This is a genomic window from Bifidobacterium sp. B4111 (assembly GCF_026537235.1).
Lineage (GTDB): Bacteria > Actinomycetota > Actinomycetes > Actinomycetales > Bifidobacteriaceae > Bombiscardovia.
Map to the genome: position 1 here is coordinate 1 of NZ_JAFNMO010000008.1, position 23,125 is coordinate 23,125.

A 23,125-nucleotide genomic window follows, 5' to 3' on the forward strand; every position below is an offset into this window, starting at 1 on the left:
CACCATCATCCCCCTGGTCATCGCCTTCCTCCTCCTGCAGAAATACTGGCAATCCGGCCTCGCCGCAGGAGCCGTCAAAGAATAACAAAAGAAACTAAAACCGTGCTACAGGCCTTGAGCCGTAGGACAGCGAAAAGATATCAATAGTCATGTGTTGTTGCCAAGGACAACAGAAAAGGAGATAGGGACAATGAGGTTCGAAAAGATGACGAAGGTCATAGCCCTGACAGGTGCTGTAGCCATGGCGTTTGGACTCGCCGGCTGCGGTGGATCCGGCAGCGGCTCCTCTGCGTCGGGCAAAGGCGGGAAGACCGAAATCTTGGTCTGGTCCTGGGATTCGACCCTTCCTCGAACAGTTAAGGGATTCGAAGCCAAGAACCCCGACATCAAGGTGAAGGTCACCAATGTCGGCACCAACAAAAAAGAGTACACGGCCTTGAACAACGCTCTGTCCGCCAACAAGGGCGCCCCTGACCTTGCACAGATCGAGTATTATGCTCTGCCCGAGTATGCTACTCAGGACAAGTTGCAGGATCTTTCTGACATGGGCGCCTCCGGGTACAAGAGCTTCTACACGCCGGGTACCTGGAACTCAGTGAATCTGAATGGGGGCGTCTACGCACTGCCTATGGATTCCGGCCCCATGGCCCTGTTCTACAACAAGGAAGTGTTCGACAAGGCCGGAGTGACTGAAGTACCTACGACCTGGGATGAGTATTACGAGGCGGCCAAGAAGATCAAGGCCGTCGGTTCCTACATCACTTCGGACTCAGGCGATGCAGGGTTCTTCGATTCCATGACCTGGCAGGCCGGCGCCAAGCCCTTTGCCACCAGCAAGGACGGCAAGACCGTTACCATCAATCTGACCGGTGACCCCAAGGTCAAGAAGTGGGACGACTACTGGCAGAAGATGATCAATGAGGACTTGATCAACACGAAGATTCCCGGATGGTCGGACGACTGGAACAAGGGACTTAACGACGGATCGATCGCCTCGTTGCTCACCGGCGCTTGGATGCCCTACAACCTGCTGTCCGGAGCCCCTGATGCCTCTGGCAAATGGCGTGTGGCGCAAATGCCTACCTGGGAAAAAGGCGGAACTGAGAATTCCGAGAACGGCGGGTCTTCTCTGGCTATGATCAAGACCAAGGACGATTCCAAGAGCAAGGCCGCATACAAGTTCTTGGAATACGCTTGCCACAACGCCGAGGGCATTAAGACCCGTGTCGATGGCGGCGCCTTCCCGGCTGACAACAACACGCTGAAGTCCAACGAGTTCCTTTCGATGACCAGTTTGAAAGATGCCGACGGCAAGGACAACGCCTACTTCGGCGGCCAGAAGTTCAACGAGGTCCTGTCACAAGCCGCTAAGAATGTGCTACCTGGTTATGAGTTCCTGCCCTTTGAGGTCTACGCACGTGGAGTTTACGGCGACAAGATGACCGCTTTCACCTCCAAGTCGGCCACATTGGATCAGGGGATCGCGGCTTGGCAGAAGGATCTGCAGAACTACGCCAAGCAACAGGGCTACACGGTGAAGAAATAAGGGTAACTCTCATCGAGTCAGCGCTGTAGCGTAGGTTCCTTAATAAGGTATACCGGCCAGAGGGGTTCCGGGGTATTCCCTTGGCTTTCCCTGGCCGGTTTTTTCATGCACATCGTGGTGCTCTCCCTGCGGTCTTCTATAAGACGTAAAGCGGGTAAGACTTTTTAAGAATGATCAATACCAGAATGTTCCACATTAGCAGTGGTCATCTGTTCGATTGTTGTCGTGCAACGAAGAGGCAACGTCGGCAATTCCTTGTCTTCAATGTCTGAAGAAGGATAAGAGGCATACTTATGAAATTCATGCGAACTATGGCGGTTATCATAGCGGCAACTTCGACGGCTGTAGGCGGTCTCATGCCTGCCTATGCCGAGCCTTCCCCCCCAACAACAGCGACGGTGCGTCCTAACCCGTGGTATGCCAATGGTCCCTTCCAAGGTTGGGGCACTTCATTGGCCTGGTTTGCCAATGCCACAGGCCAATATGGTGAACCAGGGTCCATTACCCGCAGCAGCGGAAACTCCGTGACGGATGCCAAGGCACTGGAGTATGGCAAGCAGCTGCGGGAGAAGTTCTACACCAGTATTTTCGGTAAAGAAGGACTGGGGCTGAATAAGGCCCGTTTCAACATTGGCGGAGGCAACGCCTCAGATGTGGCTTATGGATACCCCTTTATGCGCCAGGGGGCGGCAGTTCCTGGATATTGGGCGGAAGATCCTGACGGAAGCAAGGGGCTGTATGGTGGCGTGACGACCAAACAGTCCGATGGGAATGCCTTGGATCAGGCCTTTGATCCGGCATCGGAGGATTCCTATGTGTGGGGTCCCAAGTCTTCTAAGAGCGGAGCCGCCAAGTCCGTGAAGGCGCAGGAATGGTGGCTGAAACGCGGAGTCAAAAACGGCGATATTACTCATCTTGAGGCTTTTGCCAACTCAGCCCCTTGGTTCATGACCGAAGATGGGTATGCCACTGGCGGTTTTCGATCCGGAGACAACAACCTCAAGGATCCTGAGAAGTTCGCTGGATACATAGCCAGCGTGGTAAGTCATCTGGATCAGTTGAAGGCTGACAACGGCAACAAGGTAAAGATCAATACGGTCGAACCCTTGAATGAGTCGGAGACGGCCTACTGGGGAACGCCGGGCGGAAGGGTTTCAGACGCTTGGTCCAGTGATCAACAGGCCCTGATCACACGCTATTGGGATCGATACTATGCAGATAAGGACAAGTCTGTCACGCCTTATTCAAATGCGGTGAAGAAGCCCCAGGAGGGAATGCATGTCGACAACGTCAAGGCTCAGCAAACTATTCTGGCCTTGGCCAAGGCGCTCAAGTCAGAAGGCTTGAAGGGCGTCAAGGTCTCTGCGACGGATGCAACCGACTCCGGACAGTTTGTTGATTCCTACAATCTATATTCGCAGAATGTGCGCGATGCCATAGGGCAGTACAACACGCATTCATACGGCACCAATCGCCAACGTGTGGCCAGAGACATTGCCCAAGGGGACGGCAAGGTCATGTCCATGAGCGAGGTAGACGGCTCCTGGCAGGGTGGGGGATTCAACCCCTATGGCTTCGACAACGGCCTGGGCATGGCAGGCAAGATCAACAGTGATGTCTATGCACTGCAATCGCAGGATTTCACTTTCTGGCAGGTGGTCGAGGATCTGTACAATATGTCGACCGGGGACCAGGATGTCAATGGGCATCAAGCCAATCCCAGAGGGGAGAACACCAATTGGGGGACCGTCCTGATCGACTTTGACTGCACTGTTGCGGGCAGTGACGGAAAACTGTATTCCGAGCGTGCCGTAGACAACAATGGGGGTACGACCAGAGGCATCAAGCCTTGTTCCGTCGTAGTCAACTCGAAGTACAACGCGGTCCGGGCCTACACCCACTTTATCCATGAAGGGGATTCGATCCTGGCCAACGATGCCACCAAGGATAATATGACTGCTCGTTCGGCTGACGGTAGGACGCAAACCATCATCCATCGCAATGACAGCGACAATAAACAGCGCTTAATCATTGATCTATCCAACTATGGAAACATTGACAAGAATGCCAGCGGCAAGCTCTTCCTGACCACTGCGCCTGAATCCAAAAGCGATCCTTACGAGGCCACCATGGATTACATGAACGGGTACTCCAACCAGGAGCGTCCGGGAGCAGTCCATATCGATACAGTCGCCAAGACGGCCACTGTTGAATTGCCGGCCCGTTCGATCGCCTCCATTCAGCTGTCTGGTGTGAGCGGTCAGTCTAATCAGGCAGGCGTGAAGGATGGTGAGAGCTACCAGCTTGTGGGGCAACAATCCGGACGTACTCTTCAAACCGGGAGTGATGGCAGCCTGACCATTGAGAATTCGGCGGCGGATTCACAGAGTGGCCCAGCACAGACCTTCGTCTACCATCAGGTCAAAGCCTCGCGAGAACGTCCTGAACTCAAGCTGTTCATGATCACCGATCCCACCGGGAAAAAGATATTGAATGATCAAGGCAGAATGGTCGCCGGCTCCATCGACACGACAAATCCGGATCCGCGGCAGTCTTGGATATTTAATACCGAGGGTGGAACCACATGGAGTATGGTCAATGCAGCGAGTAAGAACGCACTTGAAGTGAGTGGACAGGCCACTGCCGCTGGTTCGCCGGTCGGTCTTTACTCTTCCAATGGTGGTGAAAACCAGGCTTGGACTCTGAGGTCTACCAAGCCTTCGGGCGTGCAGCAGGTCTATGTTCAGGCCCGAAAAGGCGGACATTTGACTATGCCGACGACGGTCACTCCCTACTATCCTTGGGGACTCGGGTCTCCGGTCCCTGTTCAATGGGATACCAGTATGATCGACGTCAGCAAAGAAGGTCGGTACCAGGTGACTGGGCAGGCCGTCGATGTGTTTGGCAATTCCATCGCATGCAAGGCTGAGGTTTACATCGGCGACTTTACAGTAACTGATCCGGTATCCGTCACCCTCATGGTTGGTGCAAGCCGTCAGCAGGTGGAGGATGCAATCAAAGCAGCCCCGGTTCATGCGCACGTTGGTGCCTCGGAGGCTATGGATGCAGACCGCACAGCTGTGAAGTGGGACTTCTCCCAACTGGATGGACAGCTTGCCGAAGCGCATGCAGGCGACAGACTCACAGTCAAAGGACGCTTGGGGTCGGTCGGAGACGGCGGGCTGCCAGTGACAGCCTCGGTCTATCTGATGCAGGCCAAAGAGCAGAACATTGCTGACACCAGCAGCAACCTGACAGTCACTGATCAGCAAACCGAATACGGCAAGGCTGAACAGTGGAAAAAGCTGACAGACGGGGATACCTCCGCCGAGGCCTGGGTGACATGGAACTCCGCAGGCGATTACTCACACAAGCCCACCGCCACTCTAGATTTCGGCCAGGAGCGGGACTTAGGCTCACTGGTCATCACCTATGGCGACCACGCTCCAATCAGTGCGCTGGCTGAATACAGCTTGGACGGTCGCACCTGGCTTCCCTTGGGAACAGCTGCGAGTCCAAAGCCGGGACAGACTGTGACATTCAAGGGCAATGCCCAGGTCAAGGCCAGGCAGGCTCGAATTGTCAATACGGTGCAGGGGGACTTCATGAACACCTCCGAAATACAGGCTTGGGCCATTCCCAAGGCTGATCCGGTGCACAATATCGCTCCGTCCTCCAGCTCTCACTTCAAGGTGAATGTGCAGGAAGGTTCGACGGCTGCAAAGGCCATAGACGGCGACAGCGATCACAAGGGCTGGTCCACTTGGAACCAGGCGGGGATTCCGGTTGCTACCTTCACCTTCGACAACCTCCAATCCATCAGCGAGGTCAAGACTACCTTCTTCAGAGACGGCCGTGCTTCCTGGCCTAAGTCCCAGACTTTGGAGTATCAGGACGACAAGGGTGTCTGGCAGAGGGTCGGTGTGAAGAGCGGCTGGTATGTCCAGCCAGGTTTCGGCGCGGATACATCTACGGATGAGGACACTCCTGTGGCTGACTTCCGCATGTCTACACCCATAGTCGCCAAGGCACTGCGTCTGACCAACACCCTGCAGGATACAGGCGTCTATATCAACGTCGCGGAAATCGAGGTTCTGGGAACTCAGGCGCAAGTCAAGGCTGAACCTATGCCCTCCGCTGATAAGGCCTTGGGCGATTTGCGGTTGGATGGCAAGACCATAGACGGATTCCTTCCTGACAAGACTGACTACACGGTACAGCTCCCGGTCGGCGCGGAAAGCAATCCGAAGCTACAAGCCTTTGCCCGCGATACTGCCGCTACGGTGAAGGTCAGGCATGTCAATGCCGAGGAGTCCGTCAAACGTGACGGGAACGTTCTAGGCGGCAAGGATGTGATCACGGTAAAAGCGGCTGACGGCAGAGGGAGCTCCGAGTACACCGTCAACTACGTTTCTTCCGTTCTTCAGAAATTGTTGGTCACTCCACCCAGCAAAACCCGATATCTGCTCAATGAGCGACTCGACTTATCCGGTATGGTTGTCAAAGCTGTGTATTCAGTGCCGAATGAGGAATTTGTCAAGGTGGATATCAGCATCAACGACCCTGAATTGCTGGTGAGCGGTTTTGATTCAGCACAGCCAGGCAGGAAAATTGTGACCGTGACCTACCGTGGTGTCAGTGCGACCTTCCAGGTGGATGTGGTTGATGGCAATGTCGGAAACGCTGATTCACAGCCAGGCTCGGGTCGTGGTCCAGGAGCCCTCGCTCATGCCAAGCAAGAGGGCGGCTCAGATGGCAGCAGCGCCTTGAGTCAGACCGGTGCGAATGTGATGCCAACGATTCTAGCGATCGCAGTCTGCCTGCCATGCGCAGGATCAGCATTAGCGGCGGCTCGCCGTCATCTGGGATGATGCGGAGAAGAGGAAAGCGATGAAGCTCAATCGAAGAAATATATTGGGATTCGCCGCGGCAGTTGTCGCCTTGGCGCTCCTGTCGCCCGGATCTGCGGCTATGGCCGTACAGGAGAAAACAGAGCAATTCGGTTCCGCCGGATTCAGCCGGCTGAAAACCGCTCAGGATGATGATCTCCGGACGATACTGGATACCACGAGGGTTGAGGATCTGCAGCCACTGGCTTCAGGTCATCGATCCGATGATCAGAGCACAGCGCCCTATGATCATGCAGAGCCTAACAAGGACGACGTGGATAAGTTGAAGCATGCTCGGTCTGTGGCCGAGGGAGTCCTAGCCTCAGGCTCTGCCGATGAAGGCGAGAAGGATCAGGCGGGCAAGGACTTGAAGCAGGCCTTTGCCGCCGTGCGCTTCATCTACCATTACACTGCAGTGACAGGCACTAATGGCGACAGAATTTTTGACAACAAGGGTGATCTGCTGCAAGCGCATGGTGCCGGAATTCAACGGGTCAGTGCTGCTCTTCTTCCTGCTGCCGATCGGGGCTTGGATGCGGATGGAGACGGATATGTCTACGTCATGTGCGGCGAGGACAAAACTGATGGTCTGGTAGCGCATGGCGTGCGGATATACTACTCCGACGATCTGTGCAACTGGGTAGATAAGGGGCTGGGCTTTCAGACCTACCAGGGCGACAAGGATCTGGCTGGTAAATTGGCGGGCTCTGACCGCGTCTACCAGCGTTATTATAATGTGGCCAACCTTGAATCCGATCCGGATTACACGAACATCTACGGCCAGGATTTCAAGGCATTCTCCACGGATGCATCCAATGCCAACATCTCCGGCCCTCAGCAAGCCTTGGACTATCTGCTTTGGGATTTGAAGGCTCTGAAGGGCGACGGATCGGATCCGAAGAAGTCCAGCTGTGTCTTCGAGCGTCCCAAGATGGTCTATAACCCGGCCACCAAACGCTGGGTGATCTGGTTCCATGCGGATGGGCCACGATATGGCAACGAGGCCACTGCAACGTATTCCAAGGCAAAGGCCGGAGTCGCCATTTCTGAGAGTTCCGATCCTGCTGGGCCATACAAGTACCTGGGATCCTTCCGTATGAGTCCCGGTGCCAATGCCGGTAACCCTGGCATGGCGCGTGACATGAACCTGTACGTGGACTCCGGCAAGGATCAGAATCATGACGGTGTTGATGATGCCTATCTGGTGTATTCCAGCAACGAAAACCGCGATCTGACCATCTCGCTTCTGGACAAGACCTACACCAAGCTGGTTGAGCCGAACGCTCGACAGCAAAAGGGCGTCGATGTCTCCGCAGGCGACACCTACAACATCGTGGCCAGCAATAGCAAGGAGTCGCCGGCTCCCTTCAAGTGGAACGGCAGATATTACATCATCTATTCAGGCACTACCGGCTGGGCACCCAATGAAAACAAGTACGCAATCAGCCAGGGTGACGATTTTCTAGGGCCTTACTCGGAGGTAGGATCGCCTTTCGTCAAGGGGAATGGCTGGAACCAAAGCCCGGCCAATTCTTTCTCGACCCAATCCAGCTCGGTCATTCCCTATGACCCCGCGCACGGCGTTTTCCTCTATTGGGGCGACCGCTGGTTCAACCCTGACACCGGGAATGACATCAGCCAGTCCAGGTATGTGATGACACCGATGCAATTGGTGAACGGGCATGTCCAGGTGTTGCCGGCTGCGGACTGGAAACTGTCTGGTATGGACAAGTATCAGGCCATCGATGTGGTCAATGCCAATCTGCCGACTGAAAGCAGTTCGGTCAGTCGAATTGTTGCTGCGCTGCCCAAGAGCCTAGGCATCAGAGTGGGCGGTCAGACAGCCATCCGACAGGCCACGGTCAACTGGGAGCCCTACTTTGGCACGGACCGTCCATACGGGCAGGTGACGTTCAAGGGGAAGCTGCCTGAATACCAGAATGCGCCTATCAGCTTCACGGCTTCCATCTATCCGGAAAACTCCCGTCTGTTCATTGACGCGGGTTCGGCCCCTTCGAATGAATCGAGTTACTACCGGAAGCTGAAAACCAAGGCTCCACGACTGATGAATGCAGACCGCAGCGACCAGGAATACACTGCTCAAGGCAAGTGGGGTCTGAGCAGCCGCATAGGTTCCGATGTCGAAGCATACGAGACCAGCCAGAACGGTATCTACGAAACAGGCTACTGGGCAAAATCCGGCAAGGACATACGGTATCAGGCGGATTTGCCAGCCGGTACTTATACAGTTCAGGCGGGCTATCAGGAGTGGTGGAACAACAAGCGCCAAACTGAGTTCTCGGTCGTCTGCCATGACAAGACCATAGGCAAGACGAATATTGTGCCTGTTCAGGCCGGGAATGCCACCGATCCGATCACTTTCACCTTGGAGCATGCCGACAGCGTGACCTTCCTGACAAGATCCACAGGCGGCGGCGATCCGTTGCTGAGTTGGATCGGAGTCTCTGCGCAGGATGACGACCAGGTGGTTTCAGTCCAGCAGGTTCAAGGCATCAGAACATTCAAGCGGGGAAGACAGCCCGGGCTTCCGGACAAGGTGAGCGTCAACAAGGCGAATGGAAAAAGCGAGGAGCGGGCCGTGCGCTGGCTGACCGATGCGTCGAGCTTGATCCTCTATGCGCCTACCGAGGTGCTGGGCATCGTAGAAGGCACAACGCTGCCTGCCAGAGCCAGCATTCAGGAGGTGGAAGACGGACTGTCCTACTTTATTGATGTCAATGGAGGGGAGGCCTCGCCCACCTACAAGGCGCTGACTGCTTTGCATGATGGCAAATTGGCCAATGGGTCTGCCGACCAGGGCTTTGACGATTTGTGGGGCAATACCTCCGGTAACTTTGGAAAACAGGCTGACGGCAATGCCGATCCCTATAGGTCAGGGATATATGCCGGCGCTAATGGCAAGAAAGATAAACTATCCTACAGGGTCTTACTGGCACCTGGCGAACATCAGGTTTCTTTCGGTTTCCATGATTGGTGGAGCCAGAGCAGACCGACTGTGATTAGCTATTCGTATGACAATCTTCCGGCATTCCGTACAGAGAATCGGCTGACGACCGCGACTGTCAACGGCGGACGAACGATTGCTTCCGGAAGGATCAAGATTCCGCAGGGCTGGAATAGGATAGTCACCTTCACCTTGGATTCCTCTACGGGGACTGGGCCAATACTTAATTGGATCTCTATCAAGGGTTCGCTGCCCCTAGGACCAGTGCCTGTGCAGCAGCAGCCTGTGATCTCGGGAGCATCCAATGTGAAAATCGATCAGGGTCTCAGCTTCGATCCTAAGGCCGGGGTCAGTGCAGTGGATTCTTTGGAAGGTGACATTACCGAGGCGATTCAAGTACAGGGATCCGTGAATAGTGCTAAGACAGGGCAATATACGCTTGACTACACGGTTGCTAATTCAAGGGGCAAACAGGCATCTGAAAAGCGGATAGTCACGGTCAGCCCCGTTGGAGGCAGCTCTTCCAACAAGTCTAAGAATCCGGCCGGCAGCTCCTGCATCAATCCCGGTAAGGGTACCGGTTTAAAGCACAAGACCGGAACTCACAAGCATTCTGAGGGTTCGAGGCTTTCAGAGACGGGGCCGAACACGGGATTCTTCCTAGTGATGGAAGCCCTAAGCATGCTGTTGGCCCTAGTCAGCTTCGGGCTGATTCCGCATATCCGTCGACACGGGATGGAGGGCAAGTGATAGCGCCTCATTCCAGTGTGATGTGAAATGCTGATACCCCTATCTTCAGTGATAGGGGTATCGGTCAATCTGCCGGACGAGCCGCCGGGTTAAGCCAGACCATGTTCGTACTTGCTCGGTTAAGTTTCCTTTTAGGCTTCCGTCGAGAAGGTCAGGGTGACCCGGGGCTGATTGTGGGGCATGATCCATCCCCTGAGATCAGGACTGTACTCAAGCATTGGCAGTGATTGCCAGTCGTCCACATTATGCTCGCCTATGGCCTCTATAGTCAGTCTGGTCTCCAGCAGGGCGCTGCTTATTTCCTGGAAGTCATGAGCCCAACTGTGATTGATGGAATGTGTAATTCGGGGTTTGTCCCATCTTCGATCGAGTCGACTGATGACGTGTAGGTTTGATCCGTCTTATAAGTCGTTTCTGTTCCGCCACAATAACTTGGAACTATTGACATGCCCTCATTGTTCAAGGCGAAAAGCAGTGGATGGTTGTCGCGGATCATGAATATTCAACCGTCTGCTAGCAGGGGAGCGATTGAGCGAGCCCAGTCCTCCAGATTAGAAAGCCAGGTGATGGTTCCATTGCTGGTGATGCTTACACCGAACGAGCTTTTCTGCTCGGGCATGGCATTTGCAGCGTAGCGAACATCGCCTTGAACATAGATTATGGATGCGCCGGTTCGTTCAGACTGACTCCTGGCATAATCCAGCGAGGTGGGAGAGAAATCCAGGCCATAAACGTCTCGTGACCCAAGCGTCACCAAGATAGGGTATCAGTGCCTATGTGGCATTGCAGATGCAAAAGACGCAACCCCTTGATGCTGTGTTCGGGCAGGTGGGGCTTCAAAACTTCCAGATCGCGCAAGGCCACTGGCGACAGGGCCGATGCGTCCTTTGCAAAATCGTCAAGATCTCCATAGCTACCGTCGGCATGCACAACTGCCCCGTCATTTCAGTTGAGATTATTCTGTACAACCTCGTCCTGGTGCATTTTATGAAGCATGGTGTTCCTTTCCGATAGATGCCTAACGACGGTGATCGAACCAGGAAATATAATAAACACTCTTTCGAGTGCAGATTAATCGATCATATACAATTATGTGACCCTGCTATATCTTGAACATCCACTTCGTTAGCAAATGCACAGTGCCCTGTTTGTGATTTGAATGTTTCTGTTTGCTGGTTGGATTTGGTTTTTCTCTGTCTCGGGCGGTCTGTTGCGTTGCTGTTTTATTGTTAGGATTTGTTCGTGGTCGAGGTATTTGATTCATCCGTCCATGTCATTTGCTTGCCTTGGATAAGGGTTTATCAAGGGGAGGGGAAGCCATGGGATGCGCGCGTTCCCAGGGTTTTCTCGATAGGTACGCTTTTGGGTGCCCTCCCCGAATTATTGACTCTTTTATAATCTTGCGGTTCTCTCTTTCATGTCTTGTTCCGTTGAAGCGATGAGCATGAAAGGTGAGCTATGACCCGTTCTCGCAGTAAGTGGGGGAGTGTCTTCCTTAAAGAAGGTCGGGAGTGGGCGCGTCACCGTCTGGCTTGGCGGGTATGCTAACCCGCTTGACCACGGCAGGAGGGTCGGCAGGCAGTTCGGGCCGGAATACCGTACGGAAGCGTTTGCCTGGCTGGAACGTGAGCATTGCCTGGTCGTTTTTCATGACAAGGGAACACGGGCCTGGTGGCCTCCGAGTGGCAGGAACGCCGAGTCGAAACCAGAAGACGAAGAAGTCCTGTTCGAGGATTACCTGCAGGAATGGATGAAACATAGGAAGAGGAACGGGAACTCAGAACTGCGGGGTGCCACGAAAAGGAACCTGAAAGCGGACATCTCCCACTTCCTGCCGTACTTCAAAGGCAAGCCAGTCGCGGAGATCAGGCCCGGCGATGTGCGCGCCTGGTATGAGGCCGACCACCCGGAGGGTCCCTGGGCGTTCTACGGGGCGTGCCAGTGTGGCGGTTACCGTCCACGGGGCATCGGAGCAAGGCAATGTTTCCAATGCTGCACGATGCCTTGGGGGAGGGGACTCAGAAATGGATCGCCGATCGTGGCGGCGAGCGACCTCTGGCCGTGTCCCGCTGGGAGGATGCCGACAGTTCACAGGCGCAACCGCACCACGAGGTGCGGGAGATGCTTGAGCGCCTGCGAAATCGGGCGGATCGACGCACACAGGCTCAGGTCCGCGATCCCCTTTGCGGTGCCTACATTGTGCGCACAGCTTTTCTGCTGGTGGAGGAGCGGCCCGCGTGTGCCGCCCTGTCGGCCGACCATAGAGGATGCTTATCCTTCTTCCTAGGTGGCGCCTGAAGCGTCTTTTCTTCATCCACTTATAATGAATGCCAATTGATGGATAATAACAAGTGATAATCAGGGAAAAGTAAATGAATTAATTCATTCACGACTTTCATCACGGCACTATGGCTCGTTTTATGAAGAAGTGAATGGTCTGAGGGCAAGGGGGAGGAAAGGAAGTATATGTTCCGCGCCGAAGAACAACAAAGCCGGAATCGTATCGACAGGATGCCAAGGAAGGAAGCTGCGAGTAATGGCGATCGGATGGCAGCCGGATATCTTTCGAGAATGTCCCGCCTCCTCAAGGGCCCGCTGCTTGTCGTGCTCTGCCTGGCTGTGCTGTGCGCCTCTGTGATCGGCATCGGAACAACGGGGGCTCCAGCCGTGGCCGCTGGTGCGGAGACCCAGGCCGACACCAAACCCAAGGTCTTCCAATTCATGGCTTATAACGATAAGGTCGATTCGTATCAGGATGAGCTCCGCCTTGATCTGGTTCTACGGGTGCCCCACAAGGAGTTCGATCCGAACTGCGTGGCACTAGGCCAGACGACGCCGGCCGCATCCAGGGGTTGTTCCCTGTCCTTCCTGTACCAATACTCCGGATCGGACCAACCAAGGAGGTTCAGACGTTCCCGATACATCAATACCATGGGGCGGAAAGGTGCAAACAGCTACGATGGAGCCCTCGCATGGGCGAGGAACCAGGATGAGGCCTTTACCGTTCACGAAATAATCAATTCAGGTGTTTATGACTACTTGGCCATCTCCATTGAAGGCGACCTTGACTACACGGATACCAAATCCTCGATCGACGCCTACAAGACGGGTGGTTCGAAGCAGGAACTCGCCGTGTACGCCGTCATCGACCATGACCGTCAGGGGAGGAACATCCTATGCGGCGACGCTGTATGGAATTATGGAGATGATATGTGCGGCACCTTCAATCCGGATTCCTTGGACAGCGCACGATCGGTCAATATCATGGATGCCATTGGGGAGCGCGGTACCAGACTCTATATGCAGAATTGCAGAACGTCCGGAGGGGCCAAATACTGCAGTGGTCCGGCTTCTTTCGTCGGCTGGGATGGGCACCCGCTCCTGTGGAGCGGGCGTCAGACGAACTGGGGGTTGGTGACCGATTTCGGGTTCCCCGCGGGCAATAACAATCCGGCCGTGCCGGAAGGGGTGGCACCGGCCAAATCGTTCTTCGTGTATTGGTATAACGTGGGGGGACCAGGGTCCTCCAAGAACCCTGGGTGCACGGAGAACACCTCCTTTAAGTATCAATGGGTGGGGTTGAAGAACAACACGTGGGTGCCGGTCAAGGCGCTCACGCCCAAAGCGGTGGAAGTCCAAGGGCAGCCGGCGGGCTACAGCTCACCCGGGTCCGCCTCCGGCTCCGAGCAAGGGGCCGCATATAATGACAGACCCAGGGCAGCCGGTTCGTCGCGGGCCAAGACCAACAACCTGTTCGCCGTCAATGATGCCGGTGAGCCCATGCCAGCGCAGCGCCCGGACGGGTCCATCGACTTCAAACTCGCCAAGTCCATGCAGGGATTGGATGGATACTTCAAGTTACTCACTTGGCCCATAACCAAGGATGCGAACGGCCAGATCTGCAAGACCACCACACAGGTGGAGAAGGACACCTACAATCCCGAGGCCGGCATCGAGAACCTGGATGCCAAGGAAGTTGAGCACCGGATGCAGACGGCCTGGACCATCGATACCGCCTTCTACCGGTACAGTGTCAACCCTCCACAGGCGCCTACCATCAATTCCATCGATGGAACCGGTCTGGGGTCCGGAGGAGCCGTCTGGGCCGATAATCTCACCCCGACCATATCCGGCACCTGTCAGCCGGCCGTTGACCCCCAAACGCCGAACAGGGTGACCCTGTTCGGCGAGAATCCAGCGAAACCCATCAGCGCGAACAATCCAGACGAATCCGACAATCGCGGGTTCGCCATAGGCACCGTCGCTTGCGTTCCCAACGACGCCAGGAATCCAAACAAGGGCGGCACCTGGAGTATCCGCGATGACAATACGGCCTATCCAAGCAAGGGCGTCAACACCGACATGGGCCGTCGGCGGTATCATGCCTGGATAACCGAGCACTCGACCGGCTACAACCTCACCTCCGGCTTTTCCAACCTGGCAACAGCACGATTCGCCGCTCAGCACGAGGCGGCTCCGGTGGTGCAGGCCATAACGGTACCCCATACCCGCAAGGGCGTTCTGCCGGCGGGATCGGCGGTGAGGGTCGAGGGCACAGCCAGGCCGACCTATCTTGCGGGGAACGACACGAACCTGTCGGATTCGAGGCTGGAAGTCTTCATGGTCCAATCCTCATCCGGTGCCGAGACCTCCCTAGGTACCTCAGGCGAACATGATTTCAGCACGAGCACCCCTTCAGGGGGTTCAACCCCGGTAGGTCACATCGTCATTGAGCCCGTCACGGAAGGACATGTGTGGCACTGGAAAATCGACATTAATCCATTGGTGTTCCTAAATGCCTTTGACGGCAGCCCTGGCAGCGAGCAGTATACATTCGGTGCCCGTTTGGTCAATCCCGCAGGAAAGCCTTCGGGCGATGCCCGCAAGGATCAGATGGTGGATATGACCCCGACCGATCCGGGGATCATCGGCGCCGACTGGCAAACGGTCAGTGGCAGGGCGGTGATGAAGGGAACCGAAACAGTCGACGCGAATGCCAAGGTGACCGTGACCTGGCCGTCCAACCAGGCCGGCAGGACCAGCGATACCGTCATGTCAGGAGCGGACGGTGCCTGGGCGGTACTGCTCCCCAGTGGGATCGAGCCTGGGGAGGTGAGCGTAACGGTTGTGGATTCGAATGGCAATCAATCTGAACCGTATAAACAGTACCTGGATGTTGCGCCTCCATTGGATGGCCTCCCTCTCGCGGGTGCTCCAAAACATACGACGCTGCTTCTGGTGTTCTCCCTTGTTCTGCTCGTCGCCTTGACCTGTGCATGGCTGCGGCGCAGACGCGAATTCACTCCGCCTGCATCCTGAATCGGTGGGGGTATCGGACCTTGTATGCGAGCGGGAACTGTCTGTTCAGGCAGGTTCGGATGCGGCATCAGCGTGTCCCTTTCCTTGACTGGTTGTCGTAGAGTGGTTGACATGGACGAAGGCAACAATGTGACGGTGAAAACCCAAGAGGGACGTCGGCTTTCCGGCAGAGCCTATGGCCCCCGTGACGGCGACCCGGTACTTTTCATAGCCGGGGCCGGCATGGGCAAGTCCATGCTCTTCGGTGAGGAGGTACTTCCGCAGCATGGCATCCGCGTCTTGACGATGGACAGACCCGGCATGGGCGCTTCGGACCCGGAACCGAACCGCACGATGACAGGAACTGCCGAGGATTACCGAATATTCACCCAAGCCTTGCTCGGCACGGGGGCCGCATCCGTCCCGGTGGTGGCGAATTCACAGGGCGGTATGTTCGGTCTCGCGCTGGCGGCACTAGGTTTCGCCGCAGCATTGGTGCTGGTCTCTCCCGCTGATGAAGTGCAATACCCGGCCGTTCATGACAAGCTGCCTCCGCAGGCCACGCAGCTTTCCGACCTGGCCGTATCATCTCCCGACTCCGCACGAAAGATACTTCAGGATTTCTCCGCGAAGTCCATGGAGGATATGGTAATCGGCGGTTCCACGGCGAAGGATGCCGAATTTTACACCAGCGAACCATTCCTGACCTGGTACCGCCGGGCACTATCCGAAGGGTTTGCACACGAGGGTGTCGGCTATGTGCAGGACACCATGCTGGCCATGAGGCCTTGGAACATCGATATGACCCAGGTGCGATGCCCTGTGAGCATCCTGTTCGGTGAAGACGACAAGGTGCACTCGCCCGACCATGGCTTGGTGCTGCAGAGCAGACTCGAGACCGCCACGCGCAGACTTTTCCCCGGCGAGGGTGGCTCGCTCCTTTGGACAAGGGCCGGGGATGTCCTGGATATAGTGCATGCTCTAGCGGAATGATAGTGAAGCTTCAGCAGGCGATCAGGTATCGCCCGGCTGTGCTGTTGACGGTAGCGGGACGAATGCGGAAGCGACGGGTTGAGGTTTATGAAAGTGGCAGGAGGCACGTCATGGTGCTGAGGAACCAGAGATGGGGACCCCGTTGCCTTGCCTGAAGTCAGGTTACAGGATTGGCATGCCGTTCTGCACGTTTGGGTCTCAATAAGAGTGGTTTGCTCTCTGAAAGACCGATTTGAGAGGACCGGCAGCGAATACCCCGCCATGTGTCCAAGCATGGCAAGGCGGGATTCCGTATGATCTGGAAAGCGTCTGTAATTGAGACCAGGAACAAGCATTGAGACGGCTGCTTGGGGTCCTCCGGCACTATGCCATGTTTCAGCAGTTATGTTGGATATTGTCTGCCGCCCTCTTTCACGACTGTTTCATCAGATGCTGCTTGGATCAATGTTGCCTCCTCAGCATCACTGCCTGTATGCACCTTTTCAAACTTCTGGTGCTCTTCGATGCCGTCGCAGGTTACCTGGAAAATCCCTATTTTCGTCTTGCTTGCATGTACCCGATATGGCAAGATACTGCATGAATAGATGCTGATCTATGCCTCTATGAAGCTGCTCATAAGAAGCCGTATTGGAAGCATGGGACCGCCGGCCCACATGTTCTTATGTCTGAGTCGTCAGGTTGCCCCGGATGCTAGGAGGGGTTCATTGGCCTGTATTTATTCGGTCTTGTGATCGTGGCGGCCGCCAAGGAAACCGGCAGGCAGGGCGGTTGAGATTCCCTTCCGCATGAATAGGGGGGGGGGTAAAGCACTGCCCCCGGTGCTCTGCTTCATCAAGAAGGGAGCAAAGGGGGCGGGCCGGTGACTGATGGGTCAGCGGTACTGCATGCCGCCATCGACGATCAGGGTCTGCCCGGTCACGTAGTTGGCCTTGTCGCTGGCCAGGAACGAGACGGCGCCGGCCACATCCGCAGGGGTCTCCAAACGGCCTAGGTCGATGCTGTTCTTCATGTCCTGAAGGTTCTGTCCCTTGGGTTTGCCGTTGAGCTTGCCCATCTCCTCATCGATGTAGCCCCACATGGGGGTGTCCACCACGCCGGGGGCGTAGGCGTTCACGGTGATTCCCCTGGGCGAGAGCTCCTGGGCTGCCGTCTGGGTGAGGCCCCTGATGGCGAACTTCGTAGCCGAGTAGGCGGCCAGGATCGGGAAGCCTTCGAAACCTGCGATTGACGATGCGGAGATAATGTGGCCGTGCTCCTTGCCCAGCTCCTGGAACTTGGCCGCGGCGGCCTGGATGCCGTAGACCACGCTGAAGATATTGACCTTCGAAATCTGCTCCAGCTGGTCGGGGGTGATGTCGGTGAAGGGGACTATCTGGCAGATGCCCGCGTTGTTGACAATCACATCGAAGGAACCCAACCTGGATGCGGCCTCATCGACCAGGTCGAACACCTGGTCCCTGTCTGACACATCGGTAGGGTGGAAGAAGGACCGATGGCCGATCTTCTCCACTTCGGCCACGGTCTGTTCGGCCGATTCCCTCTGGCCCTCAAGATCGGCCACGACGACGTCGAAGCCGTCCTGGGCCAGCTGGAGGGCTATGCCCCTCCCGATTCCCCTGGCCGAACCGGTGACGACAGCTACCTTGTTATCGCTCATCTGTCTTTTCCTAACCTCGTTGGTTCCTATCTATTGGGCCGGTCGCAACTTCGGGCCAGGCCACTGTTGCCAGTCTATACGGCGGAGGTGGAGAAGCGGGGGACGGGGAGGAGCGGGCTGTGGTGTGGAGCCTTGTCGTTCCTTGCGGAAACCGGCGGCCAGTCCCAGCGCACCCGTCTTCAGGGCCAGGATCCCTGATCCCACCGGACCAGGAAGGTTCTTCCGGCCATTGAACAGGTTGATTTTCGCCTGTTCGATGTGGCCAGCATCGGCCTTGTTCCCCGCCTTGTCGGGGGACATCCACCAAGTGGAAGCATAACCGTTCGTTGAAAGTTGTCAGGCTGTTAATAGAGTTCAGATCGTTCAGCTTCTGATCCTGTGTGATGGTCCTGGCCATCCAGTCACCTGCGTCGGTGGCCATCGTGTCCGCTCATTCGCGGGATGGCCCTCTTCGTCTGTCCTCGTCTTGCTCTTCATCGTGCGCCACGCTCTTGCAGTTGTGCGCCCCTGCCGCTTCTTCGCTTTGCCTCTGTCTAGTACAGGCCGGAGGCCATATCACACCTTCTGGCCTGAAATGAGCTTTTCTGCACGGGGGTTGACGGCGAAGCTCCTGTCGATGGTGTTGGAACCTCCGGCCCCGTGGATGATTTTCTCCAGACCCTTGACCTCGATGGTGTTGATGGTCTTGCCGGTGTCAAGATCCTGGCGGGTGATCGTCACCCGGTCGGGTTCATTGATGTGGTGATACCAGACGTCAACGGTTTTGTCGGAGATAGAGGCCCAGAAACACGACCTGGACCAATTGTCCTTTTGATAATGGGTCCTGTTCAGTTTGACGGTCTTCCCTGAGTTGACATCGGTCCTCAAAAGGCCGCCGTCCCCATACCGCCAGTAGAATTGGTCGCCGTGCAGTGAGTGGGAATCATAATATGAGTATATCCTATCTGGCTTTCATGGAACTGCACCGGTCTGGCCTCCTCGTCGACGAGGGGCAGGACACGACGATTTCCTGTTTTTGCATCCCACTCTTCTATGGTTGCATAGGAATAGTTCTCGCCTTCGGTATCTTCGGCAGTGAGGAAGCGGCGGAGATCATAATCCAGTTCATTGTGCTTCTGTCACTGATGCTCGGAACAGGGTGGTCCATCAGGAAGCGATGCTTTTCGGCCTTCTGACCGTCGGAAAGGAATGCCCTCGTTGTATCTTTCGCCATTCTTAATGAAGCCCCATTATGGACTCCGATATGGGTTAAGTTGTCTTGCAACACACCAAGCATATCCTGTGTGCCGACTTTGGAGCTGGAAACGATTTTTGGCTTTTACCTCTCCGGCAGTCAGTAGTCGTTGTCTTTGTCGGCGAAGAAAAAGCCTTTTTGGCGTTCAAGGCACCTTGCCGTATTCCATACCCTTGGTTTTGACCAGTCCGTAGGATCCGTCGGCATAGATGAAGGCCATGTAGGTGTTTTCCGGAATGGTGGCGCTGGCCCGTTGCGGTACCAGATAGGCAGCTGCGTACACCTTGGAGATGTCTATCTGGTCGAGTGCAACGGTTTTCCTCGAAGCAGCCAAGCGGGAACAACCCGCGCCGGAAGCGATCAGGACAAGCGATAGCAGAATGTGAACCGAAGCCGCTTTCCATGTTGAAAGATGGTGGTTCGGGTTATAAGGTGCCGGCTGGCGGCAGTCAAGATGTGGCAAGACGGTAGGTTATCGGCCCCCTCGAACGTGGACCGTGTCCCCTCTTGCAAGGCGCTCCTGTCGGGAATCCTGTCTGGAGCCCATGCGCCGCAATCGGTCGACCTGTAGGTTTCAACCCTATGGCCATGGCCCCGATGGGGATTTCCGGCTGGTTTCGGCCCGGATGCCGCGGGTCGGGCATCCGGGTCTGAGCCTTTAGACAGTTTCCGGCTTCTGCACCACCAGCGAGAAGGTCAGGGGAATCCTGGGAAGGCCACCAGGCATGACCCAACCCTGGCGATCCCTGTCGTACTCCAGCATGGGGAGGGCCTTCCAGTCGCTGATGTCATGCTCTCCCAGGGCTCTGATGGTCAGGCCTGCGTCGATGAGGACCCCGGTCATCTCCTGGAAGTCATGTGCCCAGTTGTGGTTGGTCGTGTGTGTGATTCTGGGGCCCGGGGCCTCGGCTTTCCCGACGATGCCTCCCGTCCTTTCTTCCTCGCCGTCATCCTGTCTCATCGTGTAGGTCTGGTCGGTCTCGTAGGTGATTTCGGTCCCGCTGAACCAACCCTGCACGATGGTCAGGCCGTCATCGTCCAGGGCGAAAAGGAGGGGGTGGGTGTCCCTGATCGTGAAGATGCCTCCCGGTGCCAGGAGGGAGGCGATGGATTGCGCCCACTCTCGGAGGTCGGGCAGCCAGGTGATGGTGCCGACCGATGTGACGATCAGGTCGAAGAAACCCTTCTTGTCGGGCATGGCCTCGGAGGCGAAACTGGCATCACCTTCGACGTAGGTAATGGGGGCGTGGGCGCGGGCGGCCAGCCGACGGGCGTGGTTGAGGGCGGCGGGGGAGAAGTCCAGCCCGTGGACATCTCTGGCCCCCAACCTCCACCAGGTCAGGGTGTCATCGCCTATGTGGCACTGGAGGTGGAGGAGGCGGCCTCCCTGCATCGTGTGGTCGGGCAGGTGGTCCCTGAGCACGGCCATGTCCTTCATGGCCACCGGGGTCAGGGCGGTAGGATCGTCGGCGAAGGCATCCAGGTCGCCGTACCCTCCATGCGCGTGGACCTCGGCCCGGTCGTTCCAGTTCTCCAGGTTGTCGCTGACGTCACTGGAAGGGGCATGTGTTCTGTCGGTCATGTTTCGTTCTTTCCTATGATTCGATGGATGGATGTTCCCTTGAAGATGGCATCGTTCTGATGACGATGCCGCAGCGGCACTTTTGCATACGGCTTGATGGAACATGTCGATGGCATGACAAGAGGGCCCCGTTCGGGCTCTGTCGCCCGCGATACGGAGCCGGGCCGCCCAGGCCTTTGCTTCTCACTGGCAGCTTCATTTATGTCTCTTCGGATATGTGAAGGGGACGGTTGTTTTATGGTTGGCCCTAAGTAACGTCGGCGGGATGGGAGGCCTGCAAGCAACCGGTTCCGCAGGCACATTCTTTATATTCCATTAGCCAATACCACACGAACCATCCGGATTACAACCATGCCCGTCAGTTGTATTTCCTTTTAGTCTGTCTCTCCAGTTTGAGCCGCCGCCTTGCGGTGCTGCTGGCGCAGCAGGTGCAGGCGCGGGTGCTGCGGGGGCTGGCGCGGAGCTGCCGCCATGGTTGTATGAGGGCCGGCGGGAGGGCGTGTAGCCTTGCCGTCCCCGACTAGTAGAAAGGCCGGACGCTGCTGGGCGGGCGTCGAACGCTGGGCTGGCTGCCGGGCGGCTGAAGCCGCCGCCTGGGCTGGCGGGGCGGCCTGGCTTTTCTGTTGGATGGACGTGTTCACCTGGTCAATGGCCGATTGCAGGGCTGTGGCCGCGTCCTGGTAGGTTTCCGTCTTGTTGTCTTTGATGCTGCCGGCTTGGCTGATGGCCTGCTGCAGGCTGTCGCGGAGGGCGTTGTCCGCCACTTTCCCGTCGGAGTCGCTTAAAAGCTTTGAAGCCTCGTCCTTCTTCGCGTTCAAGGCCGTCTTCGCGTCCTCCAGGCTTTTCGCATCACGGGAGGCCAGCACCGCCTTGCCGGCCTTCGCATAGTAGCGGTCGATGCCCTTCAAGCGGTTGCTGGCCCGTCCGGCCTTGTCGGCGGCGCTGACCTTCGGATGTGTCTGGGCCTCTTGCTCGTAGGGCTCCAGACGCTTGGGCGAGATCGCTAGGGCCAGGACCGACTGTGTTGCAGCATTCATATGCTTATGCTGCTATATGAGCAATAAGTTCTTCGTCCCTATATCGTAAGATACGGGGACGTCGTATTTTCGGCATAGGATTTAGTTCCTATAGACCCTTTTGCTAATTGGACTGATCGTCAGAGCAGCTTTCGATTGCTGCCGTCGAGAATCAGAATGTCATCCATTGTGCTGGCAACGTTACGGCCGATTACTTGGGCCGTCTGTCCGTTGGAGAGTGCATGTTGGATGTTGGGAATGTCTCCCCATATCCTGCGGAGCGCGTGAATGCCGTCGGACAACTCGGCAGTTGGCATTTCATGTTCGACGAGGACATCGCCGACCTGATGGTAGAAACCGCCGAGGTTGAACATTGGCCGCATCTCATTATGGAACTGTCTAGGGCTGAATGTTCCTCCGGTCAGGAAATTGTCCAGACAGTCAGAGAAATGCGGGTATTGGCTCGGATTCATGGTTCGCACTTCGTCTGGGAGCTGGTCCAACCGTTCAGCGGAATGGTCAAGTTTTTCAGCGCTGATCAATCAGGCCGCCCCAATAGAGAGGAAAGCCCATGAGTTCAACTGTTGCTTGATTGGTTCCTTGATGGGGTTCTGCGGCGCTAGCGGTTTGTCGACAAGGACATAGTCATTGTCGCGACCACAGCCACGGCGGTGGCACCTATCCTGCGTTCGATCCTGGTGAGAGTAAACATTATCAATCTCCTTTGGTTGATGTGTGCGCCTATGGTAATTCCGTGGTAGCAAAAGAGCGGGGGTGGGGTCTTTTCTGATTTGTTTAGGGAACATGTGTCAATTTGCTGAGATTTGTAAATATTGTCCTATTCGTGGGAATTTCCCCTGCAGATCGAAGTTTTTTGGTTTTACCCCTCATCAAAACTACATAGACCGTCACGCCGGAGTGAACAGGACGGTATTTCGTCTTTCATGTTATCGAGGAGACCCCCATGAGCGCCAGCAAACCGATCGACAACAAAGCCCACGCCGAAGAACTCGACCGCATGGCCGACCGGGGTGAACTGCACCCCGTACCAGGAACGAAGGTCCATCGCGGCTACGACGCGGAACCCCTGACCGAAGACGATCTGCTCGACATCTTCCAAGGCCGGCCACGGGCGGTATTTAAATAGCCCGCGGCCAAGACCTGGAAACCCATTTCCCGAACCTAAGAAGCCAAG

General features: G+C 56.2%; 16 protein-coding genes and 2 pseudogenes. 11 read left to right on the top strand and 7 right to left on the bottom strand.

Going from position 1 to position 23,125, the window contains the following annotated elements; all coding sequences use genetic code 11:
- The 4 genes and pseudogenes from J3T93_RS09520 to J3T93_RS09535 form a co-directional block, all read left to right on the top strand.
- Window positions 1–85 (top strand): annotated as a pseudogene (locus J3T93_RS09520) (carbohydrate ABC transporter permease); the annotation flags it as partial.
- Window positions 86–190: 105 nt separating this feature from the next.
- Window positions 191–1,546 carry an ABC transporter substrate-binding protein gene (locus tag J3T93_RS09525; protein WP_267431480.1) on the top strand — a complete coding sequence of 452 codons (1,356 nt, stop codon included), beginning with the start codon at window positions 191–193 and terminating at the stop codon, window positions 1,544–1,546.
- Window positions 1,547–2,070: 524 nt separating this feature from the next.
- Window positions 2,071–6,417, top strand: a complete 4,347-nt coding sequence (locus J3T93_RS09530; RefSeq protein WP_267431481.1) for a discoidin domain-containing protein — start codon at window positions 2,071–2,073, stop codon at window positions 6,415–6,417.
- Window positions 6,418–6,709: 292 nt separating this feature from the next.
- On the top strand, window positions 6,710–10,150 hold the full coding sequence (locus J3T93_RS09535) for an immunoglobulin-like domain-containing protein (RefSeq protein ID WP_267431482.1): 3,441 nt from the start codon (window positions 6,710–6,712) through the stop codon (window positions 10,148–10,150).
- A gap of 502 nt (window positions 10,151–10,652) precedes the next feature.
- Here the strand turns inward: J3T93_RS09535 and J3T93_RS10105 are convergent.
- The gene (locus J3T93_RS10105; protein WP_416378859.1) at window positions 10,653–10,904 is read right to left on the bottom strand and encodes a class I SAM-dependent methyltransferase; all 252 of its coding nucleotides are present in this window, start codon (window positions 10,902–10,904) and stop codon (window positions 10,653–10,655) included.
- A gap of 23 nt (window positions 10,905–10,927) precedes the next feature.
- Here J3T93_RS10105 and J3T93_RS09540 point away from each other — a divergent pair, with 23 nt between their 5' ends.
- The 5 genes and pseudogenes from J3T93_RS09540 (at window position 10,928) to J3T93_RS09555 (ending at window position 16,441) form a co-directional block, all read left to right on the top strand.
- The gene (locus J3T93_RS09540) at window positions 10,928–11,164 is read left to right on the top strand and encodes a hypothetical protein (RefSeq protein ID WP_267431483.1); all 237 of its coding nucleotides are present in this window, start codon (window positions 10,928–10,930) and stop codon (window positions 11,162–11,164) included.
- A gap of 472 nt (window positions 11,165–11,636) precedes the next feature.
- Window positions 11,637–12,032, top strand: a pseudogene (locus J3T93_RS10110) (hypothetical protein); the annotation flags it as partial.
- A gap of 107 nt (window positions 12,033–12,139) precedes the next feature.
- Window positions 12,140–12,448, top strand: a complete 309-nt coding sequence (locus J3T93_RS09545) for a hypothetical protein (protein WP_267400786.1) — start codon at window positions 12,140–12,142, stop codon at window positions 12,446–12,448.
- A 249-nt stretch (window positions 12,449–12,697) separates the two neighbouring features.
- The gene (locus tag J3T93_RS09550) at window positions 12,698–15,469 is read left to right on the top strand and encodes a hypothetical protein (RefSeq protein WP_267431484.1); all 2,772 of its coding nucleotides are present in this window, start codon (window positions 12,698–12,700) and stop codon (window positions 15,467–15,469) included.
- 111 nt (window positions 15,470–15,580) lie between these two features.
- Window positions 15,581–16,441 (top strand): alpha/beta fold hydrolase, encoded by an 861-nt coding sequence (locus tag J3T93_RS09555; protein WP_267431485.1) that lies wholly within the window; start codon window positions 15,581–15,583, stop codon window positions 16,439–16,441.
- Window positions 16,442–17,312: 871 nt separating this feature from the next.
- Here J3T93_RS09555 and J3T93_RS09560 read toward each other — a convergent pair.
- The gene (locus J3T93_RS09560; protein WP_267431486.1) at window positions 17,313–18,098 is read right to left on the bottom strand and encodes an acetoin reductase; all 786 of its coding nucleotides are present in this window, start codon (window positions 18,096–18,098) and stop codon (window positions 17,313–17,315) included.
- Between the two features lie 555 nt (window positions 18,099–18,653).
- Window positions 18,654–18,965: a hypothetical protein gene (locus J3T93_RS09565; RefSeq protein WP_267431487.1), complete on the bottom strand. Its 312-nt coding sequence runs from the start codon at window positions 18,963–18,965 to the stop codon at window positions 18,654–18,656.
- Window positions 18,966–19,027: 62 nt separating this feature from the next.
- On the opposite strand from J3T93_RS09565, the gene J3T93_RS09570 reads away from it, so the two are divergent.
- Window positions 19,028–19,273: a hypothetical protein gene (locus tag J3T93_RS09570; protein ID WP_267431488.1), complete on the top strand. Its 246-nt coding sequence runs from the start codon at window positions 19,028–19,030 to the stop codon at window positions 19,271–19,273.
- 204 nt (window positions 19,274–19,477) lie between these two features.
- Here the strand turns inward: J3T93_RS09570 and J3T93_RS09575 are convergent, their stop codons facing one another.
- From J3T93_RS09575 to J3T93_RS09590, 4 genes are all read right to left on the bottom strand, one after another.
- Window positions 19,478–19,666, bottom strand: coding sequence for a hypothetical protein (locus J3T93_RS09575; RefSeq protein WP_267431489.1), 189 nt, complete (start codon window positions 19,664–19,666; stop codon window positions 19,478–19,480).
- A 324-nt stretch (window positions 19,667–19,990) separates the two neighbouring features.
- Window positions 19,991–20,914: a class I SAM-dependent methyltransferase gene (locus J3T93_RS09580; RefSeq protein WP_267431490.1), complete on the bottom strand. Its 924-nt coding sequence runs from the start codon at window positions 20,912–20,914 to the stop codon at window positions 19,991–19,993.
- Window positions 20,915–21,288: 374 nt separating this feature from the next.
- Complete coding sequence (locus J3T93_RS09585; protein ID WP_267431491.1) at window positions 21,289–21,951, bottom strand: hypothetical protein; 663 nt, start codon at window positions 21,949–21,951, stop codon at window positions 21,289–21,291.
- 119 nt (window positions 21,952–22,070) lie between these two features.
- Entirely contained in the window at window positions 22,071–22,472 is a 402-nt protein-coding gene (locus tag J3T93_RS09590) for a hypothetical protein (protein WP_267431492.1), read from the bottom strand.
- 422 nt (window positions 22,473–22,894) lie between these two features.
- Here J3T93_RS09590 and J3T93_RS09595 point away from each other — a divergent pair, with 422 nt between their 5' ends.
- Window positions 22,895–23,077, top strand: coding sequence for a hypothetical protein (locus J3T93_RS09595; RefSeq protein ID WP_267431493.1), 183 nt, complete (start codon window positions 22,895–22,897; stop codon window positions 23,075–23,077).
- The last annotated feature ends 48 nt before the right edge of the window (window positions 23,078–23,125 follow it).